Consider the following 23,696-nt stretch of genomic DNA (forward strand, 5'->3'; position numbering starts at 1 on the left):
GCTTTACTGGAACGCCACTTCGGCAAAGCTGCGCAGTTTGCGGCTGTGCAGTTGGGCCGGGCCTGCCGCACGCAGCAATTCGAGGGCGCGGATGCCAATTTGCAAGTGCTGGTTCACCCGTTCGCGGTAAAAGTGGTTGGCCATGCCGGGCAGCTTGATCTCGCCGTGCAGCGGCTTGTCGCTCACGCACAGCAAGGTGCCGTAGGGCACCCGAAAGCGAAAGCCATTGGCTGCGATGGTGGCGCTTTCCATGTCGAGCGCGACGGCACGGCTCTGGCTGAAGCGGCGCTGGGGCGTGTTGTCTGGCAACAGCTCCCAGTTGCGGTTGTCGGTGCTGGCCACAGTGCCGGTGCGCATCAGGCGTTTGAGGTCTGCCCCATGACAACCCGTGACCTCGGACACGGCACGTTCGAGTGCCACCTGAATTTCGGCCAAGGCAGGGATCGGCACCCACAAGGGCAGCTCCTCGTCCAGCACATGGTCTTCGCGCACATAGGCGTGGGCCAGCACATAGTCGCCCAGCTCTTGCGTGGTGCGCAGCCCGGCGCAATGGCCCAGCATCAGCCAGCTGTGCGGGCGCAGCACAGCGATGTGATCGGTGATGGTTTTGGCATTGGCCGGCCCCACGCCGATGTTGACCATGGTGATGCCGCTGTGGTCTTCGCGCACCAAGTGGTAGCCGGGCATCTGGGGTAGGCGTGGCGGTGTTTGGCCAAGCGCATCGTCAGCCTCGGCAGGCAGGCCCACGCGGCGCGTGACCACATTGCCCGGCTCCACAAATGCCACATAAGGGCTGTCTGCTTTGGCCATTTCGGCATGGCCCAGCGCAATGAATTCGTCGATGTAAAACTGGTAGTTGGTGAACAGCACAAAGTTCTGGAAGTGCACCGGGTTGGTGCCGCAGTAGTGGCGCAGCCGGTGCAGCGAATAGTCGATGCGCGGCGCGGTGAACAGCGACAGTGGCGCGGGCTGGCCGGGCGCAGGCTCGTAGGTGCCGTTGGCAATGCCATCGTCCATGGCCGTCAGATCGGGCAGGTCAAACACTTCGCGCATTTGGGTGCGGCGCTCGGCGCTCATCTCGCCCTCGATGTGGTCGTTTTCGGCAAAGGAAAAATGCACCGGAATCGGCAACTGGCTGGTGCCCACTTCAAGCGCCACGCCATGGTTGGCCAGCAACAAGGCGAACTGCTGGCGCAGGTACACGGCAAACAGGTCTGGGCGCGTCAACGTGGTTTCGTAACGCCCAGCGGTCGCTACAAAACCGTAGCTCAGCCATTCGGCCTCTAGGCTCTTGGGGGGCACCCAGCCGGTGGTGGTCTGTAGTCGCACAAAGGGGTAGCAGGCGCGCACCTTGTCGGCCATCGGTTCACCGGCCACATAGCGGCGCATGGCAGCACGCAAGTGGTTCAAACTTTGTTCGTAGATGGCCTGGACCCGCGCCAATGCGGCATCGGCAGAGTCAAACACTTCGGGGGCGATGAAAGGAGTGGGTCTTTGCATGGCCCCATTGTGCACAAGCCGCATGACGGTTTTTCCGGTTGTGGCCGGGTGCATCAGTCCCCGGGTGATCAGTGGTTGTTGACCCAGTTTTCGACGGTCAGTCCGGCAAATTCACGGAAGTCGGCTTCATTGTTGGTGACCAGCGTCACCCCCAGCGACATAGCGTGAGAGGCGATCAGCTTGTCCAGGGCATCTTTGTTGCGCTCGCGGTGGGCTGCACGCAGCGGGCCGTAGGTGCGCGCTGCACGGGCATCAAAAGGGACTGCCAAGATGTCCTCGAGCAAGCTGTCAAGCAACGCTTGGTTTCGGGCTTGAGCCTCCCCCGAGCAAGCCACGCCGAACTCGAGTTCGGCCAATGTGATGGCCGACATCACCACATCCCCGACAAAACAGTCTGCAAAACGCGCTTGAACTTGCGGCGGCTGATGCTTCATCAGGTAAATGCAGATGTTGGTGTCCAGCATGTACTTGGCTTTCATAAGGCCTCGCGCTCGCCTTCGATGTTGAGTGCCCGACCTTCGCTCATGAAGTCAGGCGAGAACTGGGCCAGCTTGCCCATGACATCGCCCATGCGCTTACGGGCTGGTCGAATGCGCAACTCGTCACCGATGCGTTCGATGTCGAGCTCGATGTCCCAACTCCCGTAAGCCAGCTCGGCCGGAATGCGTACGGCTTGCGAGTTGCCGTTTTTGAACAGTTTGGTGTTGGCCATGTCAGTCCTTTCCTTGTTAGGATGTACATGTACATCCTAACAAATGGCCGGTGGCTTGTAAATACATGGATGTACAAGCCTCGACTCGCCGCGGCTAAGCCTCCGACCGACAAGACGCCTTGAGCGCTTGGTGGCTTCGGCCCAGACACAAGGCGTTCACATGTTGCGCCGGTACTGTCCACCCACCTCGAACAGTGCATTGGTGATCTGACCCAGCGAGCACACCCGCACCGCGTCCATCAGCACCTCGAACACATTGCCGTTGTCGATCACGGCTTGTTGCAGGCGTTTGAGCATCGCAGGGGATTCTTTGGCGTGCAGGGTGTGGAAGTCCGTCAGGCGTTGCAGTTGCGACTGCTTTTCTTCTTCGGTCGAGCGGGCCAGCTCCAGGCTTTCGAGCACTTCGTCGCCCTTGGGGTTGCGGAAAGTGTTGACGCCAATGATGGGCAGTTCGCCGGTGTGCTTGAGCATCTCGTAGTGCATGGACTCGTCTTGAATCTTGCCGCGCTGGTAGCCGGTTTCCATCGCACCCAGCACGCCGCCGCGTTCGGCGATTTTTTCAAACTCGGCCAGCACGGCTTCTTCGAGCAACTCGGTCAGCTCTTCGATGATGAAAGCGCCCTGGCTCGGGTTTTCGTTTTTGGCCAAGCCCCATTCGCGGTTGATGATCATCTGGATCGCCATCGCCCGACGCACCGAGTCTTCGGTGGGCGTGGTGATGGCTTCGTCAAAGGCGTTGGTGTGCAAGCTGTTGCAGTTGTCATAAATCGCAATCAGCGCTTGCAGCGTGGTGCGAATGTCGTTGAACTGGATCTCTTGCGCGTGCAAGCTTCGGCCCGAGGTCTGGATGTGGTACTTGAGCTTTTGGCTGCGCTCGTTCGCGCCGTATTTTTCTTTCATGGCCACGGCCCAGATGCGGCGCGCCACGCGGCCCAGCACGGTGTACTCCGGGTCCATGCCGTTGCTGAAGAAGAAGCTCAGGTTGGGCGCGAAATCGTCGATGTGCATGCTGCGCGCCAAATACGCTTCCACAAAAGTGAAGCCGTTGGACAGCGTGAAGGCCAGTTGGCTGATCGGGTTGGCCCCGGCTTCGGCGATGTGGTAACCGGAGATGGACACCGAGTAGAAGTTGCGCACGTCGTGGTGCACAAAGTACTGCGCGATGTCGCCCATGACCTTCAATGAAAACTCGGTGCTGAAGATGCAGGTGTTCTGGCCTTGGTCTTCTTTCAAGATGTCGGCTTGCACGGTGCCGCGCACATTGGCCAGCACCCACTCCTTGATCTTGGCGATTTCTGTGTCGGTGGGCTCGCGGCCATTTTCGGTTTTGAACTTGTCGATGTTCTGGTCGATGGCCGTGTTCATGAACATGGCCAGGATGGAGGGCGCAGGGCCATTGATCGTCATCGACACGCTGGTCGTCGGGTTGCACAGGTCAAAGCCCGAATACAGCACTTTCATGTCGTCCAGCGTGGCCACGTTCACGCCCGAGTTGCCGATCTTGCCGTAGATGTCGGGGCGCAGGTCGGGGTCGTTGCCGTAAAGGGTGACCGAGTCGAAAGCGGTCGACAGGCGCTTGGCGGGCAAGCCTTCGCTCACCAGCTTGAAGCGGCGGTTGGTGCGGAAGGGGTCGCCTTCACCCGCAAACATGCGGGTCGGGTCTTCGCCCTCGCGCTTGAAGGCAAAGGTGCCTGCGGTGTAGGGGTAGCTGCCGGGCACGTTGTCCAGCATCAGCCACTTGAGCACTTCGCCGTCGTCTTCGTATTGGGGCAGTGCGACCTTGCGGATGGTGGTGCCGGAGAGGCTCTTGGTGGTGAGCGCGGTGCGAATTTCTTTGTCGCGAATCTTCACCACATACTCATCGCCCGCGTAGGCTTTTTGCATGTCGGGCCATTGGGCCAGCAGTTTTCGGGCGGTGGGGTCTTGGGTTTGTTCGCGGCTCACGGCCAAGTCCAGTGCCGCTTCGGCGGCCTTGGCGCGACCGGCTTTGCCCGCTTCGAGCATGCGGGCTGCAGCGCGCAGTTGCTGAATCTCACGGGCCAAACGCGACTGGTCAATGGCACGTTTTTTGTAGCCGCGCACCGTGTCGCTGATCTCGGCCAGATAGCGTGTGCGCGCCGAGGGCACGACCGGGTTTTGGTGGGTGCTGTGACGCACCTTGACCACGGGCAGGCGGCCTTCGGTGGTCTGCATGCCCAGCTCGGCCAGACGTGTCTTGAGTGCCTGATAAAGCGCCGTCACGCCGTCGTCGTTGAAGCGGGCGGCCATGGTGCCAAACACCGGCATCTGCTCGGTCGGCACGGTCCAGGCTTCCTTGTTGCGCTGCACTTGTTTGGCCACATCGCGCAGGGCGTCGCTGGCGCCTTTGCGGTCGAACTTGTTGATGGCAACAAACTCGGCAAAGTCCAGCATGTCGATCTTTTCGAGCTGGCTGGCCGCGCCAAACTCGGGCGTCATCACGTACATGGGCACATCAACGTGCGGCACGATGGCCGCGTCGCCCTGGCCAATGCCCGAGGTTTCAACCACGATCACATCAAACCCGGCCACCTTGCAAGCCGCGATGACATCGGGCAGGGCAGCTGAAATTTCGCTGCCAAAGTCTCGTGTGGCCAGTGAGCGCATGAACACACGCGGGCCCTGAGACCAAGGGCTGATGGCGTTCATGCGGATGCGGTCGCCCAGCAGCGCGCCACCGCTCTTGCGGCGGGATGGGTCGATAGAGATCACGGCCACGCGCAGCGCGTCGTTCTGGTCCAGGCGCAGGCGGCGGATCAGTTCGTCGGTGAGCGAAGACTTGCCCGCACCGCCCGTGCCGGTGATGCCCAGCACGGGCACCTGCTTTTGCACCGCTTGTTCGCGCACGGCTTGGACCACGCTGGCGTCGGCTTTGTCGTTTTCTAAAGCGGTGATCAACTGAGCCAGGGCACGCCAATTCATCTCGCTGTGGCCCTGAATGGCGCTCACGTCTTTCGGTGCCAGCGGGCTCACGTCTTGGTCGCAACGCATCACCATCTCGCCGATCATCCCGGCCAGGCCCATCTTCTGGCCGTCTTCGGGGCTGAAAATGCGCACGCCTTTTTCAGCCAGTGCGCGAATTTCAGACGGCACGATCACACCGCCGCCGCCGCCAAACACCTTGATGTGCTCGCCGCCCCGCGCCTTCAGCAAATCCACCATGTAGCTGAAGTATTCGTTGTGCCCGCCCTGGTAAGAGCTGATGGCGATGCCTTGCGCGTCTTCTTGCAGTGCGGCGGTCACCACCTCGTCCACCGAGCGGTTGTGGCCCAGGTGGATGACTTCGGTGCCCATGCTTTGCAGGATGCGTCGCATGATGTTGATGGCCGCGTCGTGCCCGTCAAACAGGCTGGCGGCGGTGACAAAACGCACCTTGTTGGTGGGGCGGTATTCGGCCAGGGCTTTGAATTCAGCAGACAGGTCGGTCATGGGTGTCTCTTGGTTTGTTCTGTTGACGTTGACGTAAACGTCAATCAAGACCCGCATCTTATCCGCTGGCGGCTTTCCTGTCACTGACGGCCCCTTGTCGGGGCGAAGAGACCCAAAAAGCTATCATTCAAGCCCGATTCAAACCGACAGGACAAGCCCATGAATGCGCCTCAAACCCCATCCCCGTCCGGCGTGCAGCCTGCGACTGGCTATGCCGGAGACATCAGCCCTGATTTGGCCTGGGCCTGGGTCCAGTCGGGCGAGGCCGAACTGGTGGATGTGCGCAGCGATGCCGAGCGTGCTTGGGTGGGCTTTGTGCCCGGTGGCCATGCGCTGGCTTGGAAGCAGTGGCCCGGCATGGCGATGAACCCGTCGTTTGACGCGGGCGTGCAGGCCCTGGGCGCGGGCGGCAAAAAGCTGGTGCTGTTGTGCCGAAGCGGCGTGCGCTCGATTGCTGCGGCGCAGCGTGCCACCGAGTTGGGGCTAGAGGCTTACAACATTCTGGAAGGTTTTGAGGGCGATCCGGATGGCAATGCGCACCGTGGTTTGACGGGCGGTTGGCGTTTTCGCGGCTTGCCTTGGCAGCAAAACTGATCGACTGAAGCCATGAATTCACCTGTTCAAAAGCTGTTGGACCGCATCGAAGCCAAACGCGAAGAGGTGACCGCCCTCACGCAAGACTTGGTGCGCATTCCCACCGTCAACCCGCCGGGTGACGCTTATGAAGCGTGTGCCCATTTCATCGGCGAACGGCTGGCAAAAAAAGGCTTTGCGGTGGAATATGTTCGGGCCATCGGCGCGCCGGGCGACAGCGACAGCCACCCGCGCACCAATGTGGTGGCGCGCTGGCAAGGGCAGGCGCCGGGCGAGTGCGTGCATTTCAACAGCCACATCGACGTGGTTGAGGCCGGACCGGGCTGGACCTATGAGCCATTTGGCGGGCAAGTGGCCCACGGGCGCGTGTATGGCCGAGGCAGCTGCGACATGAAAGGTGGTTTGGCGGCCAGCATCATTGCCTGCGAAGCCCTGATCGAGTCTGGCCTGCCGATTCCCGGAGTACTGGAGATCAGCGGCACCGTGGACGAAGAATCTGGCGGCTTTGCGGGCGTGGGCTATTTGGCCGAGCGCGGTTACTTCAGCAAACCGCGTGTGCACCATGTGATCATTCCCGAGCCTTTGGGGGTGGACCGTATTTGCCTGGGGCACCGGGGTGTGTGGTGGGGCGAGGTGGAGACGCGGGGCCGCATCGCGCATGGCTCCATGCCGTTTTTGGGCGACAGTGCCATCAACCACATGAGCGCCTTCATCCATTTGCTGGAGACGCAGTTGCAGCCCCGCTTGCAAGGCCGCCACACAGCCGAACCGGTGGAGCCGCCGGGCGCACGCGTGAGCACCCTCAACATCAACAGCATCCACGGCGGCCAAGTGGAGCAGCACTACGCCAACGATGCGCGTGGCTGGCCCACGGCGCAAACGCCCGCACCGGTGGTGGCGCACAGTTGCCGCACGGTGCTGGACCGCCGGTTCATCGCCGAAGAGAACTTGGAAGCCGTCAAGCAGGAAATCATCGACATGCTCGACGAGCTCAAGCGCACGCGGCCGGGCTTTGATTACGGCATTCGCGACATCATGAGTTTTGTGCCCACCGCCACGCCCAAAGACGCGCCCGTGGTGGATGCCACAGCCCGTGCCATTGCGCGGGTGTTGGGGCGAGAGCCGAGCTACATTGCCAGCCCCGGCACCTATGACCAAAAGCACATCGTGCGCACGGGCAAGCTGCAAGACTGCATCGCCTATGGCCCCGGCATCCTCGACCTGGCGCACCAGCCCGACGAATATGTGGGCATTCAGGAGCTGGTCGATTCGGCCAAGATCATGGCGCTGGCTTCGCTGGACTTGACAGGCTGGACCCGCATGGCCGCCACCTGAAAGTCGGGGAGATGGACCCCCGATCTAGTCGGGGGTGACAAAAGGGGTGCGTGGGTAAAAGGGGTGCGTGGGTGACAAAAAAAGGTGCGTGGGTGACAAAAGACGGGGGCCGGGGGTGATGAAAGAGCACAGTGCCTGGGTGGCAAAAGAAAGCCAGCTGGGATGACAAAGACGGATCACGTTCTGGGTGACTGTACGGGCGTGGCCTGAATGGGTTTGTCATCCCGGGCGAAGACCCGGGATCCATGTCTTAAGTGCCTTTGGGTCGCATGGCGATCATGTCCTGATTGGCCATTTCGTAGGCGTGGGCCAGTTTTAGCAAGTCCAGATCCCCTTGCGGTTTGCCGATCAGGGCCAACCCCATGGGCAAGCCATTGGCCCCAAAGCCTGCAGGCACACTGATCGACGGCAAGCCCGCAAAGGTGGCGTAAATCACCACTTCCATCCAGCGGTGGTAGGTGTCCATGGCGTGACCCGCTACGCTTTGTGGCCAGCGCATGTGCACATCAAACGGCCAAACTTGCGCCACCGGAATGGCCAGCACATCGAACTTTTCAAACAAAGCCAACATGCTTTGGTAAAAGCGCGTGCGGCTGGCACTGGCCGTCATGAATTGCGCGCCGCTGAGGGTCAGTGACTGGTCGTGCTCCCACAGGGCTTCGGGTTTGATGTGGGCGCGGTTGGCCGGCTTGACTAAAAAGGGCGCGACACGCGGCCCGACCAGGGCCTGACGCCACACCAGCCAGGCCTGCCAAATCTGCTCGGGGGGCATGCCCAGCACCGCTTCGTCCACGGTGCAGCCCATGCCCGAAAAACTGTTCAGTGCCGATTGGCACAGGTCCAGAATGCCTTCTTCCATGGGCAAATAGCCCTGCAGGTTGCCCAGCCAACCGATGCGCTGGCCTGTTGGGTCGCTGTTCAATGGGCCTGCAAAAACGGCAGGGTCTTGCGTCAAGCTCAAGGGGTTTTTGCCGTGCGGGCCCGCTTGCGTTGACAGCAGCAGGGCCAGGTCGCGCACATGCCGCGCCATCGGGCCTTCGGTGCCCAGTTGGGCCACGAACACATCTTGTGCCGGCCACATGGGCACGCGGCCCTGAGAGGGGCGCAGGCCAAACACATGGTTCCAGCCTGCGGGGTTGCGCAAACTGCCCATGAAGTCAGAACCATCGGCCACAGGCAACATGCGCTGGGCCAGTGCAACGGCTGCACCGCCACTGCTGCCCCCCGCTGATTTGCTCGGGTCCCAAGCGTTGCGGGTGGCGCCAAACACTTCGTTGAAGGTGTGCGAGCCCAGGCCAAACTCGGGGGTGTTGGTTTTGCCAATCACGATGGCGCCTGCGGCTTTCATGCGCTGCGCCATGAGGCCGTCTTCGTTGGCCACAAAATCTTTCATCAGCGGCGAACCCAGTGTGGTGCGCAGGCCTTGTGCATTGCTCAGATCTTTGATGGCCTGTGGCATGCCGTGCATCCAGCCCATGGACTCGCCACGCGCCAATTGCGCATCGCGTTCGTCGGCTTGTTGCAGCAGCACGTCGTGCGGAACGCGGCTGACAATCGCGTTGCTGTCCGGGTTGAGCCTGTCAATCTGCGTCAGCGTGGCGGCCATGACCTCGCGGCAGGACACCTGTTTTTGGTGGATGGCTTGGGACAGCGCCTGAGCGCTCAGGTGGGGAATGTCATGAGGTTGGGCGGGCATGAAAGTCATTATCATGCTGCCATGACTTTTTTAGCACTTGACGTCGGCAACACCCGGCTCAAATGGGCGCTCTATGAGCGGCCCCACCCAGATGCCGCTTTGCTGGCCCATGGCGCGGAGTTTCTGGAAAACATCGACCGCTTGGCCGAAGGCCCTTGGGCTGGTTTGGCTGAGCCGGATCAGATGCTGGGCTGTGTGGTGGCGGGCGATGCCATCAAACGTCGGGTGCAAGAGCAGTTGGAGATTTGGGACATTAGCCCCAAGTGGGTGGTGCCCAGTGTTGCCGAGGCCGGTCTGACGAATGGTTACGACCACCCCAGCCGATTGGGCGCTGACCGCTGGGTGGCCATGATCGGCGCTCGCCAGCGCATGTTGGCCGCCGGTGGCGAGCTGCGCCCCTTGGTGGTGGTCATGGTGGGCACGGCCGTGACGGTCGAGGCGATCGATGCCGAGGGCCGATTCTTGGGTGGTTTGATCTTGCCGGGCCACGGCATCATGCTGCGGGCGCTCGAGTCCGGCACGGCCGGCTTGCATGTGCCGACCGGAGAAGTGACACCTTTCCCGACCAACACCAGCGATGCCCTGACCAGCGGTGGCACTTACGCCATTGCCGGGGCATGCGAGCGCATGGTGCAGCACCTGCGCGAGCACACTGGGCAAGAGCCCGTGTGCATCATGACGGGGGGTGCGGGCTGGAAAATGGCGCCCAGCATGTCGCTGCAATTTGAATTGGTGGACAACCTGATTTTTGACGGCCTGCTGGCCATGGCCGCCCAGCGTTACGCTTGACAGCGGCTTGTGTCGTTCAGCGTTCAGCCGCGCTGTAAGCGGCTGTCAAACCTTGCAGATGGCTTTGCAAATCGGGGCTGGCCATGTAAGGCGTTAACAGTGCCAGCACATGCTGTGCGCCACGGGTCAGGGCCAGCCCGGCGCTGGCGGGTTCGAGGGCTTGCCGTGGGTTGCGCACATATTCATAGCTCAGCCAATACGTGACCATCACCGACATGCTTGCCGAGAGGGTTTCGATGCTGTCCGGGTCGATGCGCATCAGTTCCGCCGCGGCCAAGGACTCCAGCATCAATCTGAAAGCATGGGTTTTGCGTTCCAGCACCGCGTGAAAATGCGTCTCTAGATGCCGATTGCCCGACAACAGGTTGTTCAGATCGCGGTACAAAAACCGGTGGTTCCAGACCTGCTCAAACAGGGAGTGCAGAAAAAACCAGGCGTCTTCGATGTCTTGCACATCGGGCGCCGCATCCAGCAGCCCCAGCATGGCCACTTCGTACTGGTCAAACAAGCGGTTGACCAGGGCGTCTTTGGACGCGAAGTGGTAGTACAAATTGCCAGGACTGATGTTGAGTTCGGCCGAGATCAGCGTCGTTGAGACATTGGGTTCGCCAAACCGGTTGAACAGCTCCAGCGTGACCTCGGCAATGCGCTCGGCGGTGCGGCGGGGTGCTTTTTTGGCCATGACGGAGGGCTGTTTGGGTCAGTCAAGCCGATTTTTTGGCAGTCTTCGCAGACTTGGTCGTCTTGGCGCCCTTGGTTGGCGCAGTGGCCGTGGCCGATTTTCGGGGCGCTGCCGCTTTGGTCTTGGCTGGGGCCGAAGCTGAAGCCGAAGCGGGCTTCCGTGTCGCGGCTCCGGACAATGCCGCAAGCTGCGCTTCGAGTTGCGCTATGCGGTCGTTCAGAATCTGGATGTCCAGCAAGGTGGGCATGCCCAAACGGTGCAAGGCCTTGGCCACGCGGTCTTCAAACAGGTGCTCTAGTTTGTCCACACGCCCCGAGGTTTGCTGGCCAAAATCACTCGCCATGTGGCTCAAGCGTTCGGTGGCTTCATGCAGACGTTGCTGCGCTTCTGCCTGGCTTTTGCGCTGAAATGCCAGACCGTCGTTCACCAGCGCTTCAATGGCTTTGCTGCCTTGCTCTTGGGCTTTGGCCATGGCCCCCAAGCCCGCAAGCCACACATGCTGGGCAGGCGGGGTCTGACTGTCTGGTTGAGACTTGGTTGTTGCTTTGTCGCGTGAAGAGTCGTCTGATTTGGCCATGGTGAACTTCCTGAACAGGCTGCCACTTTAACCTGCGTGCCTGTGCAATGCTTCTAAAATCACGAAATTGAGGCGCAACGTCCCGTAGTGCCCACTTTTCCTCATCCTCATGACCATTCTCGTCACCGGCGGTGCCGGCTTCATTGGTGCCAACTTTGTCCTTGACTGGCTGGCCGCATGCGATGAGCCTGTGATCAACCTCGACAAGCTCACCTACGCGGGCAACCCCGAAACCCTGGCCAGCCTGCAAGGCGATGCCCGCCACCAGTTGGTACAAGGCGACATTGGCGATGCGGCCTTGGTCAGCCGCTTGCTGGCCGAGCACCGGCCCCGCGCCGTTGTCAACTTTGCCGCCGAAAGCCATGTGGACCGCTCCATCCATGGCCCGGGCGAGTTCATCGAGACCAACATCGTGGGCACCTTCAAGTTGCTCGAGTCGGTGCGTGGGTATTGGCAGGCTTTGCCCAAAGGGGAGATGGATCCCCTCGTTCGCGGGGATGACAAAGCGCTGACACAAACGGCATTTCGCTTTTTGCACGTCTCTACCGACGAGGTGTATGGCTCGCTGACCAAAGGCGATCCCGCCTTTGCCGAAACGCACCGCTACGAGCCCAACAGCCCGTACAGCGCAAGCAAAGCCGCATCCGACCATTTGGTCCGCGCCTGGCACCACACCTACGGCCTGCCGGTGCTCACCACCAACTGCAGCAACAACTACGGCCCGTATCACTTTCCAGAAAAACTCATTCCGCTGATGATCGTCAATGCCCTGGCAGGCAAGCCCTTGCCGGTGTATGGCGACGGCATGCAAATTCGCGACTGGCTTTACGTCCAAGACCACTGCAGCGCGATCCGCAGGGTGCTCGAAGCCGGGCGCTTGGGCGAGGTTTATAACGTGGGCGGTTGGAACGAAAAGCCCAATATCGAGATCGTGCAAACCATCTGCAAGCTGCTCGACGAAATGCGCCCGAAGGCCGATGGCAGCTACGCCAGCCAGATCACCTACGTCACCGACCGCCCGGGCCATGACCGCCGCTACGCCATTGATGCCCGCAAGCTCGAAGCCGAGTTGGGCTGGAAGCCTGCCGAGACCTTTGAGACCGGCATCCGCAAGACGGTGGAGTGGTACCTGGCCAACCCCGATTGGGTGGCCCATGTGCAAAGCGGGGCCTACCGCGAGTGGGTGCAAAAACAATACAGCGCCTCATGAAAATCTTGCTGTTGGGCAAAAACGGCCAAGTCGGCTGGGAGCTGCAACGCAGCCTGGCCCCGCTGGGCGAGGTGCTGGCGCTGGACCGACACAGCACCGATTTCTGCGGCGATTTGAGCCAGCCAGAGCGCTTGGCTCAAACTGTTTTGGCTTACCGCCCCGATGTGATCGTCAATGCGGCGGCCCACACCGCGGTGGACAAAGCCGAGGGCGAACCTGAACTGGTCAGATGCCTCAATGCCACCGCGCCCGCCGCACTGGCGCAAGCGGCTGCCCAAGTCGGTGCCTGGCTGGTGCATTACTCGACCGACTATGTGTTCAATGGTCGGGGCGATCAGCCCTGGCAAGAAGGCGACACCACCGGCCCGCTGAGCGTGTATGGCCAGACCAAGCTGGAGGGCGAGCAGGTCATCGTCGCCAGTGGCTGCAAGCATTTGATTTTTCGCACCAGCTGGGTCTATGCCGCGCGGGGCGGTAACTTTGCCAAAACCATGTTGCGCCTGGCCGGTGAACGCGAACGCCTGACGGTGATCGACGACCAACACGGTGCCCCCACAGGCGCTGATTTGATTGCCGATGTGACGGCACACGCGATCCGTAGCGCCCTCCAGCAGCCCGCGCTGGCGGGTATTTACCATTTGGTGGCCGCTGGCGAAACCACATGGCACGGCTACGCCAGTCATGTGATCGCGCAAGCCCGGCAGCTTCAACCCGGAGGCGGTTTGAAAGTCAGTGAGATCGCACCCGTGCCCACCACGGCTTTCCCCACACCCGCCAAGCGCCCATTGAACTCACGTTTGAACACCCACAAACTGCAACATGCCTTTGGCTTGGTGCTGCCCCCTTGGCAGCAAGGCGTTGACCGCATGCTGGCCGAGATACTCTGAATCGTCACGGGCTTGCGGCACAATCCTTTGGACTGTTGAACCTCTCTTTTGAAACTTCGTTACGCACCATGACCGACCACACTGTTGCCCCCACTGTTGCCCCGCATGACCAAGCCCAGATCCTGGCGCAGGCCATGCCTTACATCCGCAAGTTCCACGGCAAAACGCTGGTCATCAAATATGGCGGCAATGCCATGACCGACCCGGCTTTGCAGCAAGCATTTGCCGAAGACGTGGTGCTGCTCAAGCTGGTGGGCATGAACCCGGTGGTGGTGCACGGCGGTGGCCCGCAAATTGAAACGGCCTTGAAGCGCTTGGGTAAAAAAGGCGAGTTCATTCAAGGCATGCGCGTGACCGATGCCGAGACCATGGAAGTGGTCGAATGGGTCTTGGGCGGCGAGGTGCAGCAAGACATCGTGGGCATGATCAACCGCGCAGGCGGCAAGGCCGTGGGCCTGACAGGCCGTGACGGTGGCTTGATCCGCGCCAAAAAACTGCGCTTGGTGGACAGCCAAGATCCGACCAAAGAACACGATGTGGGTCAGGTCGGCGAGATCGAAAGCATCGACCCCTCAATCCTCACTTGCTTGCAAGACGACGCTTTCATTCCCGTGGTCAGCCCCATCGGTTTTGGTGCCAACAACGAAAGCTACAACATCAACGCCGATGTGGTGGCCGCCAAGCTGGCCACCGTGCTGCAAGCCGAAAAGTTGCTCATGCTCACCAACATCCGAGGCGTGCTGGACAAGCAGGGTGAACTGTTGACCGAACTGACGCCCAGCCGCATCGACGAGTTGTGCGCCGACGGCACCATCAGCGGCGGCATGATCCCCAAGATCGCGGGCGCGCTCGATGCCGCCAAGAGCGGTGTGAATGCGGTCCACATCATCGACGGACGTGTGCCCCATGCCATGCTGCTGGAGGTGCTGTCTGAGCAAGCCTTCGGCACCATGATCCGCAGCCGTTGAGGGCGACTCGTGCGGCAGCACGATCAGAATTAAAAAAGAGGGAGAGACATGGCCGACCAAGAAACAGTCAGTGAGCGTTTTTTAGACGAGGACGTCACGCCTGCACGCAAGCGCCCACGTCCGGGCGAGAGGCGCTTGCAGATTTTGCAAACGCTGGCATCCATGCTGGAGCAACCCGGAGCCGAACGCGTGACCACGGCCAGCCTGGCCGCCAAGATCGGCGTGAGCGAAGCGGCTTTGTACCGGCACTTTGCCAGCAAAGCGCAGATGTTCGAGGGCCTGATTGATTTTGTCGACCAGTCGGTGATCGGCCTGATTCGGCAGGTGACAGATCGCGAGCCCGCAGGCCCTGTGCAAGCGAGCCGCATCGTGGCCTTGTTGTTGCAGTTTGCCGAAAAAAACCCGGGCATGAGCCGCGTGATGATTGGCGATGCCCTGGTGCTGGAGCATGAGCGCTTGCAAGAGCGCATCAACCTGCTGTTTGACAAGATCGAAGCGCAGTTGCGTCAATCGCTTAAAACCAGTGATTCGCCCACGCCGACAGCCGATGCACAAGTTGCCGCCTCTTTGCTGGTGGCTTTCATGCAAGGGCGTTTGCAGCGCTTTGCGCGTTCGGGCTTCAAACGCTTGCCCTCTGAGCACCTGCAGGCAGCGCTGACCAAAATGTTGTGAAAGCGCCTTGCCTCAACAATTAGCCCGTCGATGATCTGCCACCAAGCGGTCATCGAAGTTCATTTCCGGGCTTCTCAGGGCCCGATGCTTGGTTGTTCGCCCTTTCATGCGCTTGCGCCACAACCGAAAAGAGTTGGGCTGAAGCTCGTGCCGCATGAGGCGAATGACATCCGCTTCTGACCATCCCATGCGCTCCTGAATGGTCTCAAAGGCCGTCCGATCTTCCCAAGCCATCTGAATAATGGCCGAAATATCCCCATCGGAAAGGCTTGAAAGTCGTTGAGAGAATTTGGTCTCCACGGCGATGCTCCATGATGAAAAAACGTTTTTTAAAAACACGGGGTGTGTAACTTTGCAGGCAGTGTGCCTGCAAACACCAATGCCCCAGTGTTGATTGGGGTAAAGCACCGAACTGAAGGTCACGTTGTGGTCGCTTGCCATAAGCTGTATTGATCGAATGCAGACGGCAGCCACTACACAAAGCAAGAAATGAACGAAGCTGATTTCAAAATTCTGTTTGTCTGCATGGGCAATATCTGTCGAAGCCCCACAGCAGAAGCTGTTTTTTTCAAGAGACTGTCTGATCGAGACCTCTTGCACAAGATCAAAATTGATTCAGCAGGAACGCACAACTTCCATCCCAATGCGCCACCCGATGAACGCAGCCAGACGCATGCGCTCAAAAGAGGTTATGACCTGTCCAACTTGAGGGCGAGATCGGTTGTTGAAAGTGACTTTGAAGAGTTTGATTTGCTTTTGACGATGGATTGGGACAACCGTGCGCTCTTGGAGGAACGATGCCCAGCACTGCATCTTCACAAGATCCGAGGTTTGGCTGAATTTTTACAAACAACACAGGCATCGGTCATACCTGATCCCTACTACGGTGGGGCGCAGGGGTTTGAACATGTATTGGATTTGATCGAAGAAGCCAGCGAAGGCCTTATGAAATTCATCATTCAAAAGGTCCAGTCATGAAGCCCACGAGCTCAGCGGTCATTGAGTTGAGAGATCTACACCTCAAAACAGACATCGGAACTTATGGTGCCAACGACACCCGGCCAGATGTCCATCTGCTCGATTTGACACTTGGGATTGCGGTCAATCAAGTGGTCATTTCCCAAGATGGCATGGCGCATGTATTCGACTACGACCCGCTGGTGCTAGAAATCGACCGACTCGCAGCAGACGGTCACTATGAAACGCAGGAGCGGCTCATCACGCGCATTGCAAGTGTATGTGCGGCATACCCAGCCATCAAGCACATGGAGATCAGCCTGAAAAAATCACCCGTGCGATCGGGCAACGGATCGCTGGGCGTTCGCCTGTCGCTTGATGAAATTGCAACCGATGCACTGCGACCCGAACGAACCCGGCCCAACGTTTAGACGCATCTGATCAAGTTGTGCTGGCTGGCTGGCTGGCTTGCTCCCGCGACCTCCAACGTCGACTTATATTTTTTATGCCGCAAGACAACTTAGAAGTAACTCCCGACCATTTGGCTGTGCGTTTGTGGCAAGAACTGACGCGTGCACCACATGACCGGCACCACGATTGGCGTACGCCCACTTTGGCCACACAGGGACTCGACCACAGCGGCCCTCAAGCGCGGACTGTCGTGCTCCGGCATGCCGATGCACCCTTGTGGACCTTGCGTGTCTACACCGATGCGCGCTCTCCGAAATGTTCAGAGCTTGTGGCGCAACCGTTGGCGCAACTGACCTTTTGGAGCAAGCGCCTCAATTGGCAGTTGCGTGTATCTGCGCTGGCAACGGTTGACTTTGAAGGCGAGCAAGTCAATGCCGCCTGGGAGCGTATGCGGCAATCACGCGCTTCTGCCGATTATTTGAGTGCCTTGCCACCCGGTCACATCCAATCTGCCAGCGAACCCGTGGCCGAAACCCCCGAAGACTCTCTGCGTGAGCATCATTTGGCGATCTTGAACTTCAAAGTGTCCTCGATGGACTGGTTGGCATTGAGCCCAGACGGACATCGCAGGGCCAGACTCACGCCCGCTGGCTTATCGGAGTGGTTGGTGCCATGAATCGGCTTGGTGCTGGGGTTGTTTGGACATCGCAGCGCGTGGGGTGGTTGGCCGCTAGAGGCTGAAAGCAGACCTTCAAAAATCCTGCCGACTGGCAGCAGCCTACTCACAGTAGAAGTTCATCGTTAGATAGCCAATGACCGCTTTCGTCGTGGTTTAGACCTGCTCCGCGAATTCAGGCACAGCCGCGAACAAATCGGCTTCAAGGCCAAAGTCCGCCACGCTGAAGATGGGCGCTTCGGGGTCCTTGTTGATCGCCACGATCACCTTCGAATCCTTCATGCCCGCCAAGTGCTGGATCGCACCCGAGATGCCGCAAGCGACATACAGCTGAGGTGCCACGATCTTGCCGGTCTGGCCCACTTGCAAGTCGTTGGCGGCGTAACCAGCATCGACCGCAGCGCGGCTCGCACCAATGGCCGCGCCCAGCTTGTCGGCCAAGGGCGTCATCACTTCGTTGAACTTTTCTGAGCTGCCCAAAGCGCGGCCACCCGACACGATGATCTTGGCGGCGGTGAGTTCTGGGCGGTCGTTCTTGGCGATTTCGCTGCGGGTGAAGCTGCTCTTGCCGCTGTCGGCTTGGGCGGCTGCGTTTTCCATAGCGGCGCTGCCACCCGTGGCGGCTGCGGCGTCAAAGCCGGTGGTGCGCACGGTGATGACTTTGGTCGCATCGGTGCTTTGCACGGTGGCCATGGCGTTGCCGGCATAAATGGGGCGCTCGAAGGTGTCGGCAGAGAACACTTGCGTGACGTCGCTGATTTGACCCACATCCAGTTTGGCGGCCACGCGGGGCGCGACGTTTTTGCCCGCAGCGGTGGCAGGGAACAGGATGTGGCTGTAGTGGGCAGCAATCGCCAGCACTTGTGCTGCGACGTTTTCGGCCAGACCGTGGGCCAGCGCGTCGCTGTCGGCGTGGATCACTTTGGACACACCGGCGATTTGGGCGGCGGCTTGTGCAGCGGCGGCGGCGTTGTGGCCAGCCACCAGCACGTGCACATCGCCACCGCATGCAGCGGCAGCGGTCACGGTGTTGAGGGTTGCGCCTTTGATGGAGGCGTTGTCGTGTTCGGCAATAACGAGAGAAGTCATGAGATTTCCTTGGATGGTCAGATGACCTTGGCCACGTTTTTGAGCTTGTCCACCAGCGTGGCGACATCGGGCACCTTGATGCCGGCGCTGCGCTTGGCAGGCTCTGCCACTTTCAGGGTCTTGATGCGGGGGGCCACATCGACGCCCAGGTCTTCTGGCTTGAAGGTGTCGAGCTGTTTTTTCTTGGCCTTCATGATGTTGGGCAAGGTCACGTAGCGTGGCTCGTTCAGACGCAGGTCGGTGGTCACCACCGCAGGCAAATTGATGGCCAGGGTTTCCAGACCGCCGTCGATCTCGCGGGTCACATGGGCCTTGCCGTCCACGATTTCGACCTTGGAGGCAAAAGTGGCTTGGGGCAGATCGGCCAAAGCGGCCAACATCTGGCCGGTCTGATTGCAGTCATCGTCAATGGCTTGTTTGCCCAAGATGATCAGACCGGGTTGCTCTTTGTCCACCAGGGCCTTGAGCAGCTTGGCCACGGCCAAAGGCTGCAAGTCCAAGTCAGCGGGGGTCTCGACCAAAATGCCGCGGTCGGCACCGATGGCCATGGCGGTGCGCAGGGTCTCCTGGCACTGGGCCACACCACAGGAGACAGCGATGACTTCGGTGGCAAAACCTTTTTCTTTCAGGCGCACGGCTTCTTCGACGGCGATTTCGTCAAAGGGGTTCATGCTCATCTTGACGTTGGCGATGTCCACACCCGAACCATCGGACTTGACACGGACCTTGACGTTGTAGTCCACCACCCGCTTGACGGGAACGAGAATTTTCATGACTTAACTCCAATGGATGTGGGGTCTGAAGAGCTACAGCTTTCAGGCTGTGCGCAACAGTTCGCGGCCGATGATGATTTGTTGGACCTGCGTGGTGCCTTCGTACAGGCGCAACAAGCGTGCGTCGCGGTAAAAGCGCTCCACCGCGTATTCGTTCATGTAACCCGCACCGCCGTGGATCTGCACGCCGCGGTCGGCCACGCGGCCCACCATCTCGGTAGAGAACAATTTGGCGCAGGACACCTGCATGGAAATTTCAGGGTTGGACACATGCGGCGGCTTGAGGTCAAAGCGTGCAGCCACGTCCTTGACCAGCGACCAACCCGCCAGCAGCTCGGCTTGGCTGTCAGCCAGCATGGCCTGGATCAGCTGGAACTCGCCAATTGGTTTGCCAAACTGTTTGCGGTCGCGGGCGTAGGTGCGGGCTTCATCCAGGATGCGCGAGGCCAGTCCGCAGGAGACGGCCGAGATGTTCAGGCGTCCACGGTCAAGCACTTTCATGGCGGTCTTGAAACCCTGGCCGGGCACGCCGCCGATGATGTTGGCGGCGGGCACGCGCACATTTTCCAGAATCACGTCGCAGGTCTTGGTGCCGCGTTGGCCCATTTTCTTGTCGGGCTTGCCCAGCTTGATGCCTGGCAGATCGGCCGGCACGATGAAGGCCGACACGCCACTGGCGCCAGGACCGCCGGTGCGCGCCATCAGGGTGAAGGCACCGGCACGCGGCGCGTTGGTGATGTAGCGCTTGGTGCCGCTCAGCACATAGTGATCGCCGTCAAGTTCGGCGCGGGTCTTGAGCGAGGCGGCGTCGGTACCGACATCGGGTTCGGTCAGAGCGAAGGACATGATCAGTTCGCCGCTGGCCACGCGGGGCAGGTAGGCGGCTTTTTGCTCGGGCGTGCCGTCCATCAGGATGCCTTGCGAGCCGATGCCGATGTTCGTGCCAAAGACCGAGCGGAAGGCGGGCGCGGTGCAGCCGAGCTCGTAGTTGACCAGGACCTCTTGACGGACCGACAGACCGATGCCACCAAATTCCTCGGGCACGGTCAGACCAAACAGGCCCATGTCCTTCATGTCCTGAACGATGTCCAGTGGCACGTCGTCGTGCTCTTCGAGGTGGTTTTCGGCCGGGATCAGGCGCTCGCGGATGAAGCGCTGGAGGGTGGGCAGCAGGAGTTCAAAGGATTCGGTGTCGAGAGCCATGGTGGATGGTGAGTTAACGGTGCTGAAAAACAGGTTTACGCTTGTCTAAAAAAGCATGCATGCCTTCATGGGCGTCGGCGCTGGCAAACCGGGCATGCAGTGCACGGCGCTCGAACAGGATGCCCTCGCTCAGGCTGGCCTCGTGGGCGCGGTTGACCGATTCCTTGATGGCCATCAGCGCGGGCAGCGAGTAACCCGCAATCTGTGTGGCCAGTTTCAGCGTCACGGCCTGCAACTCGGCATCGGGTACCACACGCGATACCAGGCCGTAGCGGTCGGCCTCTTCGGCGTTCAGCATACGGGCCGACAGGCACATGTCCATGGCCTTGGCCTTGCCGATGGCGCGGGGCAGGCGTTGGGTGCCACCGGCACCGGGTAGCATCGCCAGCTTGATCTCGGGCAGTGCAAACTGGGCCGACTCGGCCGCGATCACGATGTCGCATGCCAGAGCCAACTCGCAGCCGCCGCCCATGGCGTAGCCCGCCACAGCCGCAATCACCGGCTTACGTACTTGACGGATGGTTTCCCAGTTGCGGGTGATGAATCCACTTTGGAACACATCCATGTAGCTCCAGTCCGCCATGACGGCGATGTCGGCACCGGCGGCAAAAGCCTTGTCGCTGCCGGTGATGACGATGGCGCCGATGTCCGGGTCAGCATCCAAGCTGATCAGTGCCTGTCCTAGCGCGTCCATCAATGCATCGTTCAATGCATTGAGTTGGGCGGGCCGGTTCAGGGTGATGACGCCGACACGGCCTTGCCGGTTGCTCAGGATGGGGGACTCGGACATCGCTTGCTCCCGCTTACTCGACAGAGATCTTTTGATCGCGGATCAAGGCACCCAAGACTTTGCCTTCGTTGGCCAGCAATGCCTTGAATTCAGCCGTGTCCAGCGCCACGTTTTCGCCGCCCAAATCGGCGTAGCGGGCCTTCAGCGTGGGCGAAGCCAAAGCTTTGACAACTTCACGATTCAAACGGGCAATAACTTCAGCGGGTGTGCCATTGGGCGCCCACATGCCAAACCAAATGTCCAAATTGGCTCCTTTGAAACCCTGCTCGGCCACGGTGGGTACATCAGGGAAAAATGGGGAGCGCTTCTCACTCACCACCGCCAGCAGCTTGACCTTGCCGGTGCGGATGTGCGGGAAGGCAATACCGGGGTCGCAAACCATGTCGGCTTGCCCTGCCAGTACATCCTGCAAGGCTGGAGCAGCACCTTTGTAAGGCACGTGAAGGATGTTGGTGCCAGTGGCTTGTTTGAAGAGCTCGCAAGCCAAGTGGGGTGGGGTGCCAGCACCTGCGGATGCGTAGGACATTTTTCCGGATTTGGCTTGTGCGACCAGCTCACGCACATCCTTAGCAGTGCTTTGAGGCTTGGTCACCAAATACATTTGGGACTTGCCAATGCCACTGACCGGCGTGAGGTCGCGCGAAGGCAGCAAAGTGGACTTGATAAGGTGAGGATTGACGGTCTCAACCGATGTAGGGGAGATGAACAGGGTATGGCCATCTGGAGTTGCACGGGCCACTTCTGATGCAGCAATGTTGCCGCTGGCACCGGGCTTGTTATCAATGACCACGGACTGGCCCAGACTCTCGGTCAAGCTCTGAGCAACCATGCGCGCCATGGCATCGGTGGTTCCACCGGGAGCGAATCCCACAACGATACGAATGGGCTTGCTGGGCCAGCTTTGTGCATGGCTGATGCCGCTGGCGCAAATCCCAAGAAGTGAAAGAACTGCGACCGCCAAAGTGCGACGCAGTTGAAAACGTGGTGTGGATGTCATGGTTTGTCTCCTGATGGGGTGGTTGAAAGTTGAGCGCTTTGTCTTAAGCTGCACCGTCGCGCAAATCCTCGCGCAGCTTGAATTTCTGGATCTTTCCGGATGGCGTGGACGGCATGCTTTGCCGAACTTCGAGGCGTTCAGGGATGTACTGAATCGCAACCTTCTGCTCTTTGAGGTAAGCGACCAGGGTGGGCATGTCGAAGGTTTGACCGGGCTTGGGCACCACCACGGCGCAGGCCCGTTCGCCTAGGCGTTCGTCGGGATAGGCCACGATGGCGACCAAGGCCACTGCAGGGTGCTTGTAGAGCAGCGACTCGATCTCGACCACTGGGATGTTTTCGCCGCCTCGGATGATCACGTCCTTGCTGCGCCCGGTGATGCGCACGTAGCCTTGCTGGTCGATACGGGCCAGATCGCCTGTGTCAAACCAGCCTTCGGCGTCGGTGCCGTTGAGGTGCTGTCGCTTGAGGTATCCGCCAAAGTTGGAGCAGGCACGCAGATACAACTTGCCTTGCGTGCCTGCAGGCAGTGCAGGACCCGAGGCGTCGGCTTCCACCACCTTGAGCTCAACCCCGGGCAGGGGCAGACCATCGGTGTTGAAGGCGCGCTCATCGGCATCATCGAGCCGTATCAGTGTGACGGCCCCGTTTTCACTCATGCCCCAAGCCGACACGATTTTGGTGCCCAACGCGGCGCGTGCTTGCTCGACCAGTGGGCCAGGTATCGGGGCGCCAGCACACAAGAAAGTCTTGAGGCTGGACACCGGTGTTTTGTTTTCTGTCACCACGCGGGTCAAGTCGGTTAGAAACGGCGTGGAAGCCATCGTGAAGCTGGCTTTTTCGGCGTTGATCACCTCGACCGCCTTCTTGGGCTCCCAGATGTCCTGCAAAACCGCACTGGCTTTGAGCATGATGGGCATCATCAGGCCGTACATGAAGCCGGTTTGGTGTGCCATGGGCGAGGCCATCAGCACCACGTCTTCGGCATCAAGCTGCAGGCGCTTGGCATAAGGAATGATGTTGGCCATCACGGTGTTGGCCGAGTGCATCACGCCCTTGGGTTCGCCGGTGGTGCCTGAGGTGTAGATGAGTTGGGTGATGTCGTCCGGGCCAGGGCGGTGCGCACTCAGGATGCTTGCAGCATCGGGCTCGTTTTCCCAGGTTGGGCCGCTCAGCAAGGCTTCGAAGCTGTTGGGGCCATGGCCATCGATCACCACCACATGCTGCAGATGCGGCAGGCTAGGCTGGATCGCGGTGATCATCTGCTCGAAGTCAAAACCCCGAAACGTCTTAGGTGTGATGATGACCTTAGCCTCGCCATGCTTGAGCATGAAATTCAATTCACGCTCACGGAAGATGTGCATCAGTGGGTTGATGACCGCACCGATGCGCGAACACGCCAGATAGGTCACCGTGAACTGCCACCAGTTGGGCAACTGACAGGCCACGATGTCGTTTTTTTGCACGCCCAGGCGGGTCAGGCCCACGGCCACACGGTCGGTCATCTGCGCCAGTTCACGGTAGGTGAATCGGCGCACGTCATCGGCTTCAACACGGTAGGCAGTCAGTGCCAGTTTGTCGGGACAAGCGGCGACGCAAGCGTCCAGATCTTGGTTGATGGTGCGGTCATGCCACAGTCCTTGCTCGATCATGGCGTCACGGCGTGCGGGCAGTAATACGGCATCGAATTCCATGGTTGTCTACTTTGAGATTGAATGTTTTTCTTGTTGAT

At 60.1% G+C, this 23,696-nt stretch carries 24 protein-coding genes; 10 read left to right on the forward strand and 14 right to left on the reverse strand.

Features of this window, described 5'->3' with window-relative positions; translation table 11 throughout:
• Positions 1-3: 3 nt before the first annotated feature.
• The 4 genes from ACZ5RG_RS00965 to icmF form a co-directional block, all read right to left on the reverse strand.
• Entirely contained in the window at positions 4-1,500 is a 1,497-nt protein-coding gene (locus ACZ5RG_RS00965) for an AMP nucleosidase (protein WP_298599988.1), read from the reverse strand.
• Between the two features lie 68 nt (positions 1,501-1,568).
• Entirely contained in the window at positions 1,569-1,979 is a 411-nt protein-coding gene (locus tag ACZ5RG_RS00970; RefSeq protein ID WP_298599986.1) for a type II toxin-antitoxin system VapC family toxin, read from the reverse strand.
• A complete protein-coding gene (locus ACZ5RG_RS00975) occupies positions 1,976-2,212 on the reverse strand; it encodes an antitoxin (protein WP_019430808.1) in 237 nt (78 codons plus the stop codon). The genes ACZ5RG_RS00970 and ACZ5RG_RS00975 overlap by 4 nt, the downstream gene beginning before the upstream one ends.
• Positions 2,213-2,368: 156 nt before the next feature.
• The gene (icmF, locus tag ACZ5RG_RS00980) at positions 2,369-5,659 is read right to left on the reverse strand and encodes a fused isobutyryl-CoA mutase/GTPase IcmF (protein ID WP_464447573.1); all 3,291 of its coding nucleotides are present in this window, start codon (positions 5,657-5,659) and stop codon (positions 2,369-2,371) included.
• Between the two features lie 159 nt (positions 5,660-5,818).
• Here icmF and ACZ5RG_RS00985 point away from each other — a divergent pair, with 159 nt between their 5' ends.
• Positions 5,819-6,253 carry a rhodanese-like domain-containing protein gene (locus ACZ5RG_RS00985; protein WP_298601112.1) on the forward strand — a complete coding sequence of 145 codons (435 nt, stop codon included), beginning with the start codon at positions 5,819-5,821 and terminating at the stop codon, positions 6,251-6,253.
• A gap of 12 nt (positions 6,254-6,265) precedes the next feature.
• Positions 6,266-7,588: an acetylornithine deacetylase/succinyl-diaminopimelate desuccinylase family protein gene (locus ACZ5RG_RS00990; protein ID WP_464447574.1), complete on the forward strand. Its 1,323-nt coding sequence runs from the start codon at positions 6,266-6,268 to the stop codon at positions 7,586-7,588.
• 250 nt (positions 7,589-7,838) lie between these two features.
• Here the strand turns inward: ACZ5RG_RS00990 and ACZ5RG_RS00995 are convergent, their stop codons facing one another.
• On the reverse strand, positions 7,839-9,284 hold the full coding sequence (locus tag ACZ5RG_RS00995; RefSeq protein ID WP_298601106.1) for an amidase: 1,446 nt from the start codon (positions 9,282-9,284) through the stop codon (positions 7,839-7,841).
• 21 nt (positions 9,285-9,305) lie between these two features.
• On the opposite strand from ACZ5RG_RS00995, the gene ACZ5RG_RS01000 reads away from it, so the two are divergent.
• Complete coding sequence (locus ACZ5RG_RS01000; RefSeq protein ID WP_464447575.1) at positions 9,306-10,073, forward strand: type III pantothenate kinase; 768 nt, start codon at positions 9,306-9,308, stop codon at positions 10,071-10,073.
• A gap of 16 nt (positions 10,074-10,089) precedes the next feature.
• Here ACZ5RG_RS01000 and ACZ5RG_RS01005 read toward each other — a convergent pair whose 3' ends face one another.
• Together ACZ5RG_RS01005 and ACZ5RG_RS01010 are read right to left on the reverse strand one after the other, a co-directional pair.
• Positions 10,090-10,755, reverse strand: coding sequence for a TetR/AcrR family transcriptional regulator (locus tag ACZ5RG_RS01005; protein ID WP_019430802.1), 666 nt, complete (start codon positions 10,753-10,755; stop codon positions 10,090-10,092).
• A gap of 22 nt (positions 10,756-10,777) precedes the next feature.
• Positions 10,778-11,332 carry a phasin family protein gene (locus tag ACZ5RG_RS01010; protein WP_298601098.1) on the reverse strand — a complete coding sequence of 185 codons (555 nt, stop codon included), beginning with the start codon at positions 11,330-11,332 and terminating at the stop codon, positions 10,778-10,780.
• A 109-nt stretch (positions 11,333-11,441) separates the two neighbouring features.
• Here ACZ5RG_RS01010 and rfbB point away from each other — a divergent pair, with 109 nt between their 5' ends.
• The 4 genes from rfbB (at position 11,442) to slmA (ending at position 15,069) form a co-directional block, all read left to right on the forward strand.
• On the forward strand, positions 11,442-12,542 hold the full coding sequence (gene rfbB, locus ACZ5RG_RS01015; protein ID WP_464447576.1) for a dTDP-glucose 4,6-dehydratase: 1,101 nt from the start codon (positions 11,442-11,444) through the stop codon (positions 12,540-12,542).
• Positions 12,539-13,429 carry a dTDP-4-dehydrorhamnose reductase gene (rfbD, locus tag ACZ5RG_RS01020; RefSeq protein WP_464447577.1) on the forward strand — a complete coding sequence of 297 codons (891 nt, stop codon included), beginning with the start codon at positions 12,539-12,541 and terminating at the stop codon, positions 13,427-13,429. The genes rfbB and rfbD overlap by 4 nt, the downstream gene beginning before the upstream one ends.
• A gap of 68 nt (positions 13,430-13,497) precedes the next feature.
• Positions 13,498-14,397: an acetylglutamate kinase gene (argB, locus tag ACZ5RG_RS01025; RefSeq protein WP_312260317.1), complete on the forward strand. Its 900-nt coding sequence runs from the start codon at positions 13,498-13,500 to the stop codon at positions 14,395-14,397.
• A gap of 48 nt (positions 14,398-14,445) precedes the next feature.
• A complete protein-coding gene (gene slmA, locus ACZ5RG_RS01030) occupies positions 14,446-15,069 on the forward strand; it encodes a nucleoid occlusion factor SlmA (protein WP_312260318.1) in 624 nt (207 codons plus the stop codon).
• 12 nt (positions 15,070-15,081) lie between these two features.
• Here the strand turns inward: slmA and ACZ5RG_RS01035 are convergent, their stop codons facing one another.
• Entirely contained in the window at positions 15,082-15,510 is a 429-nt protein-coding gene (locus ACZ5RG_RS01035; RefSeq protein WP_298601085.1) for a TIGR03643 family protein, read from the reverse strand.
• Positions 15,511-15,558: 48 nt separating this feature from the next.
• On the opposite strand from ACZ5RG_RS01035, the gene ACZ5RG_RS01040 reads away from it, so the two are divergent.
• From ACZ5RG_RS01040 to ACZ5RG_RS01050, 3 genes are all read left to right on the forward strand, one after another.
• Complete coding sequence (locus tag ACZ5RG_RS01040; protein WP_312260319.1) at positions 15,559-16,047, forward strand: low molecular weight protein-tyrosine-phosphatase; 489 nt, start codon at positions 15,559-15,561, stop codon at positions 16,045-16,047.
• Entirely contained in the window at positions 16,044-16,457 is a 414-nt protein-coding gene (locus tag ACZ5RG_RS01045; RefSeq protein WP_312260320.1) for a dihydroneopterin aldolase, read from the forward strand. Before ACZ5RG_RS01040 ends, ACZ5RG_RS01045 begins: the two co-directional genes overlap by 4 nt.
• Positions 16,458-16,531: 74 nt before the next feature.
• Positions 16,532-17,113 (forward strand): pyridoxamine 5'-phosphate oxidase family protein, encoded by a 582-nt coding sequence (locus tag ACZ5RG_RS01050; protein ID WP_312260321.1) that lies wholly within the window; start codon positions 16,532-16,534, stop codon positions 17,111-17,113.
• Positions 17,114-17,269: 156 nt separating this feature from the next.
• On the opposite strand, the gene ACZ5RG_RS01055 is transcribed toward ACZ5RG_RS01050, so the two are convergent.
• The 6 genes from ACZ5RG_RS01055 to aliA are packed head-to-tail and all read right to left on the reverse strand — an operon-like array spanning position 17,270 to position 23,658.
• Positions 17,270-18,202, reverse strand: a complete 933-nt coding sequence (locus ACZ5RG_RS01055; RefSeq protein WP_312260322.1) for an electron transfer flavoprotein subunit alpha/FixB family protein — start codon at positions 18,200-18,202, stop codon at positions 17,270-17,272.
• A gap of 17 nt (positions 18,203-18,219) precedes the next feature.
• Positions 18,220-18,975, reverse strand: coding sequence for an electron transfer flavoprotein subunit beta/FixA family protein (locus ACZ5RG_RS01060; RefSeq protein ID WP_464447578.1), 756 nt, complete (start codon positions 18,973-18,975; stop codon positions 18,220-18,222).
• Positions 18,976-19,017: 42 nt separating this feature from the next.
• On the reverse strand, positions 19,018-20,178 hold the full coding sequence (locus ACZ5RG_RS01065; RefSeq protein ID WP_312260324.1) for an acyl-CoA dehydrogenase family protein: 1,161 nt from the start codon (positions 20,176-20,178) through the stop codon (positions 19,018-19,020).
• A 13-nt stretch (positions 20,179-20,191) separates the two neighbouring features.
• On the reverse strand, positions 20,192-20,968 hold the full coding sequence (locus ACZ5RG_RS01070) for an enoyl-CoA hydratase (RefSeq protein WP_312260325.1): 777 nt from the start codon (positions 20,966-20,968) through the stop codon (positions 20,192-20,194).
• A gap of 13 nt (positions 20,969-20,981) precedes the next feature.
• Positions 20,982-21,965 (reverse strand): Bug family tripartite tricarboxylate transporter substrate binding protein, encoded by a 984-nt coding sequence (locus tag ACZ5RG_RS01075; RefSeq protein ID WP_464447579.1) that lies wholly within the window; start codon positions 21,963-21,965, stop codon positions 20,982-20,984.
• A 43-nt stretch (positions 21,966-22,008) separates the two neighbouring features.
• Complete coding sequence (aliA, locus tag ACZ5RG_RS01080) at positions 22,009-23,658, reverse strand: cyclohexanecarboxylate-CoA ligase (RefSeq protein WP_464447580.1); 1,650 nt, start codon at positions 23,656-23,658, stop codon at positions 22,009-22,011.
• Positions 23,659-23,696 lie beyond the last annotated feature (38 nt).

This window comes from Limnohabitans sp. TEGF005 (assembly GCF_055394835.1).

What these genes read in the sequence shown, in the direction of transcription:
- ACZ5RG_RS00985 (WP_298601112.1), top strand. Translation starts at nt 5,819, where the DNA reads ATGAATGCGCCTCAAACCCCATCCCCGTCCGGCGTGCAGCCTGCGACT.
- ACZ5RG_RS01035 (WP_298601085.1), bottom strand. Translation starts at nt 15,510, where the DNA reads ATGGCAAGCGACCACAACGTGACCTTCAGTTCGGTGCTTTACCCCAAT.
- aliA (WP_464447580.1), bottom strand. Translation starts at nt 23,658, where the DNA reads ATGGAATTCGATGCCGTATTACTGCCCGCACGCCGTGACGCCATGATC.
- ACZ5RG_RS00970 (WP_298599986.1), bottom strand. Translation starts at nt 1,979, where the DNA reads ATGAAAGCCAAGTACATGCTGGACACCAACATCTGCATTTACCTGATG.
- ACZ5RG_RS01060 (WP_464447578.1), bottom strand. Translation starts at nt 18,975, where the DNA reads ATGAAAATTCTCGTTCCCGTCAAGCGGGTGGTGGACTACAACGTCAAG.
- rfbD (WP_464447577.1), top strand. Translation starts at nt 12,539, where the DNA reads ATGAAAATCTTGCTGTTGGGCAAAAACGGCCAAGTCGGCTGGGAGCTG.
- ACZ5RG_RS01075 (WP_464447579.1), bottom strand. Translation starts at nt 21,965, where the DNA reads ATGACATCCACACCACGTTTTCAACTGCGTCGCACTTTGGCGGTCGCA.
- ACZ5RG_RS00995 (WP_298601106.1), bottom strand. Translation starts at nt 9,284, where the DNA reads ATGCCCGCCCAACCTCATGACATTCCCCACCTGAGCGCTCAGGCGCTG.
- slmA (WP_312260318.1), top strand. Translation starts at nt 14,446, where the DNA reads ATGGCCGACCAAGAAACAGTCAGTGAGCGTTTTTTAGACGAGGACGTC.
- ACZ5RG_RS01055 (WP_312260322.1), bottom strand. Translation starts at nt 18,202, where the DNA reads ATGACTTCTCTCGTTATTGCCGAACACGACAACGCCTCCATCAAAGGC.
- ACZ5RG_RS01045 (WP_312260320.1), top strand. Translation starts at nt 16,044, where the DNA reads ATGAAGCCCACGAGCTCAGCGGTCATTGAGTTGAGAGATCTACACCTC.
- ACZ5RG_RS01005 (WP_019430802.1), bottom strand. Translation starts at nt 10,755, where the DNA reads ATGGCCAAAAAAGCACCCCGCCGCACCGCCGAGCGCATTGCCGAGGTC.
- ACZ5RG_RS01000 (WP_464447575.1), top strand. Translation starts at nt 9,306, where the DNA reads ATGACTTTTTTAGCACTTGACGTCGGCAACACCCGGCTCAAATGGGCG.
- icmF (WP_464447573.1), bottom strand. Translation starts at nt 5,659, where the DNA reads ATGACCGACCTGTCTGCTGAATTCAAAGCCCTGGCCGAATACCGCCCC.
- ACZ5RG_RS00965 (WP_298599988.1), bottom strand. Translation starts at nt 1,500, where the DNA reads ATGCAAAGACCCACTCCTTTCATCGCCCCCGAAGTGTTTGACTCTGCC.
- ACZ5RG_RS01050 (WP_312260321.1), top strand. Translation starts at nt 16,532, where the DNA reads ATGCCGCAAGACAACTTAGAAGTAACTCCCGACCATTTGGCTGTGCGT.
- ACZ5RG_RS00975 (WP_019430808.1), bottom strand. Translation starts at nt 2,212, where the DNA reads ATGGCCAACACCAAACTGTTCAAAAACGGCAACTCGCAAGCCGTACGC.
- ACZ5RG_RS00990 (WP_464447574.1), top strand. Translation starts at nt 6,266, where the DNA reads ATGAATTCACCTGTTCAAAAGCTGTTGGACCGCATCGAAGCCAAACGC.
- ACZ5RG_RS01065 (WP_312260324.1), bottom strand. Translation starts at nt 20,178, where the DNA reads ATGGCTCTCGACACCGAATCCTTTGAACTCCTGCTGCCCACCCTCCAG.
- ACZ5RG_RS01010 (WP_298601098.1), bottom strand. Translation starts at nt 11,332, where the DNA reads ATGGCCAAATCAGACGACTCTTCACGCGACAAAGCAACAACCAAGTCT.
- ACZ5RG_RS01040 (WP_312260319.1), top strand. Translation starts at nt 15,559, where the DNA reads ATGAACGAAGCTGATTTCAAAATTCTGTTTGTCTGCATGGGCAATATC.
- argB (WP_312260317.1), top strand. Translation starts at nt 13,498, where the DNA reads ATGACCGACCACACTGTTGCCCCCACTGTTGCCCCGCATGACCAAGCC.
- rfbB (WP_464447576.1), top strand. Translation starts at nt 11,442, where the DNA reads ATGACCATTCTCGTCACCGGCGGTGCCGGCTTCATTGGTGCCAACTTT.
- ACZ5RG_RS01070 (WP_312260325.1), bottom strand. Translation starts at nt 20,968, where the DNA reads ATGTCCGAGTCCCCCATCCTGAGCAACCGGCAAGGCCGTGTCGGCGTC.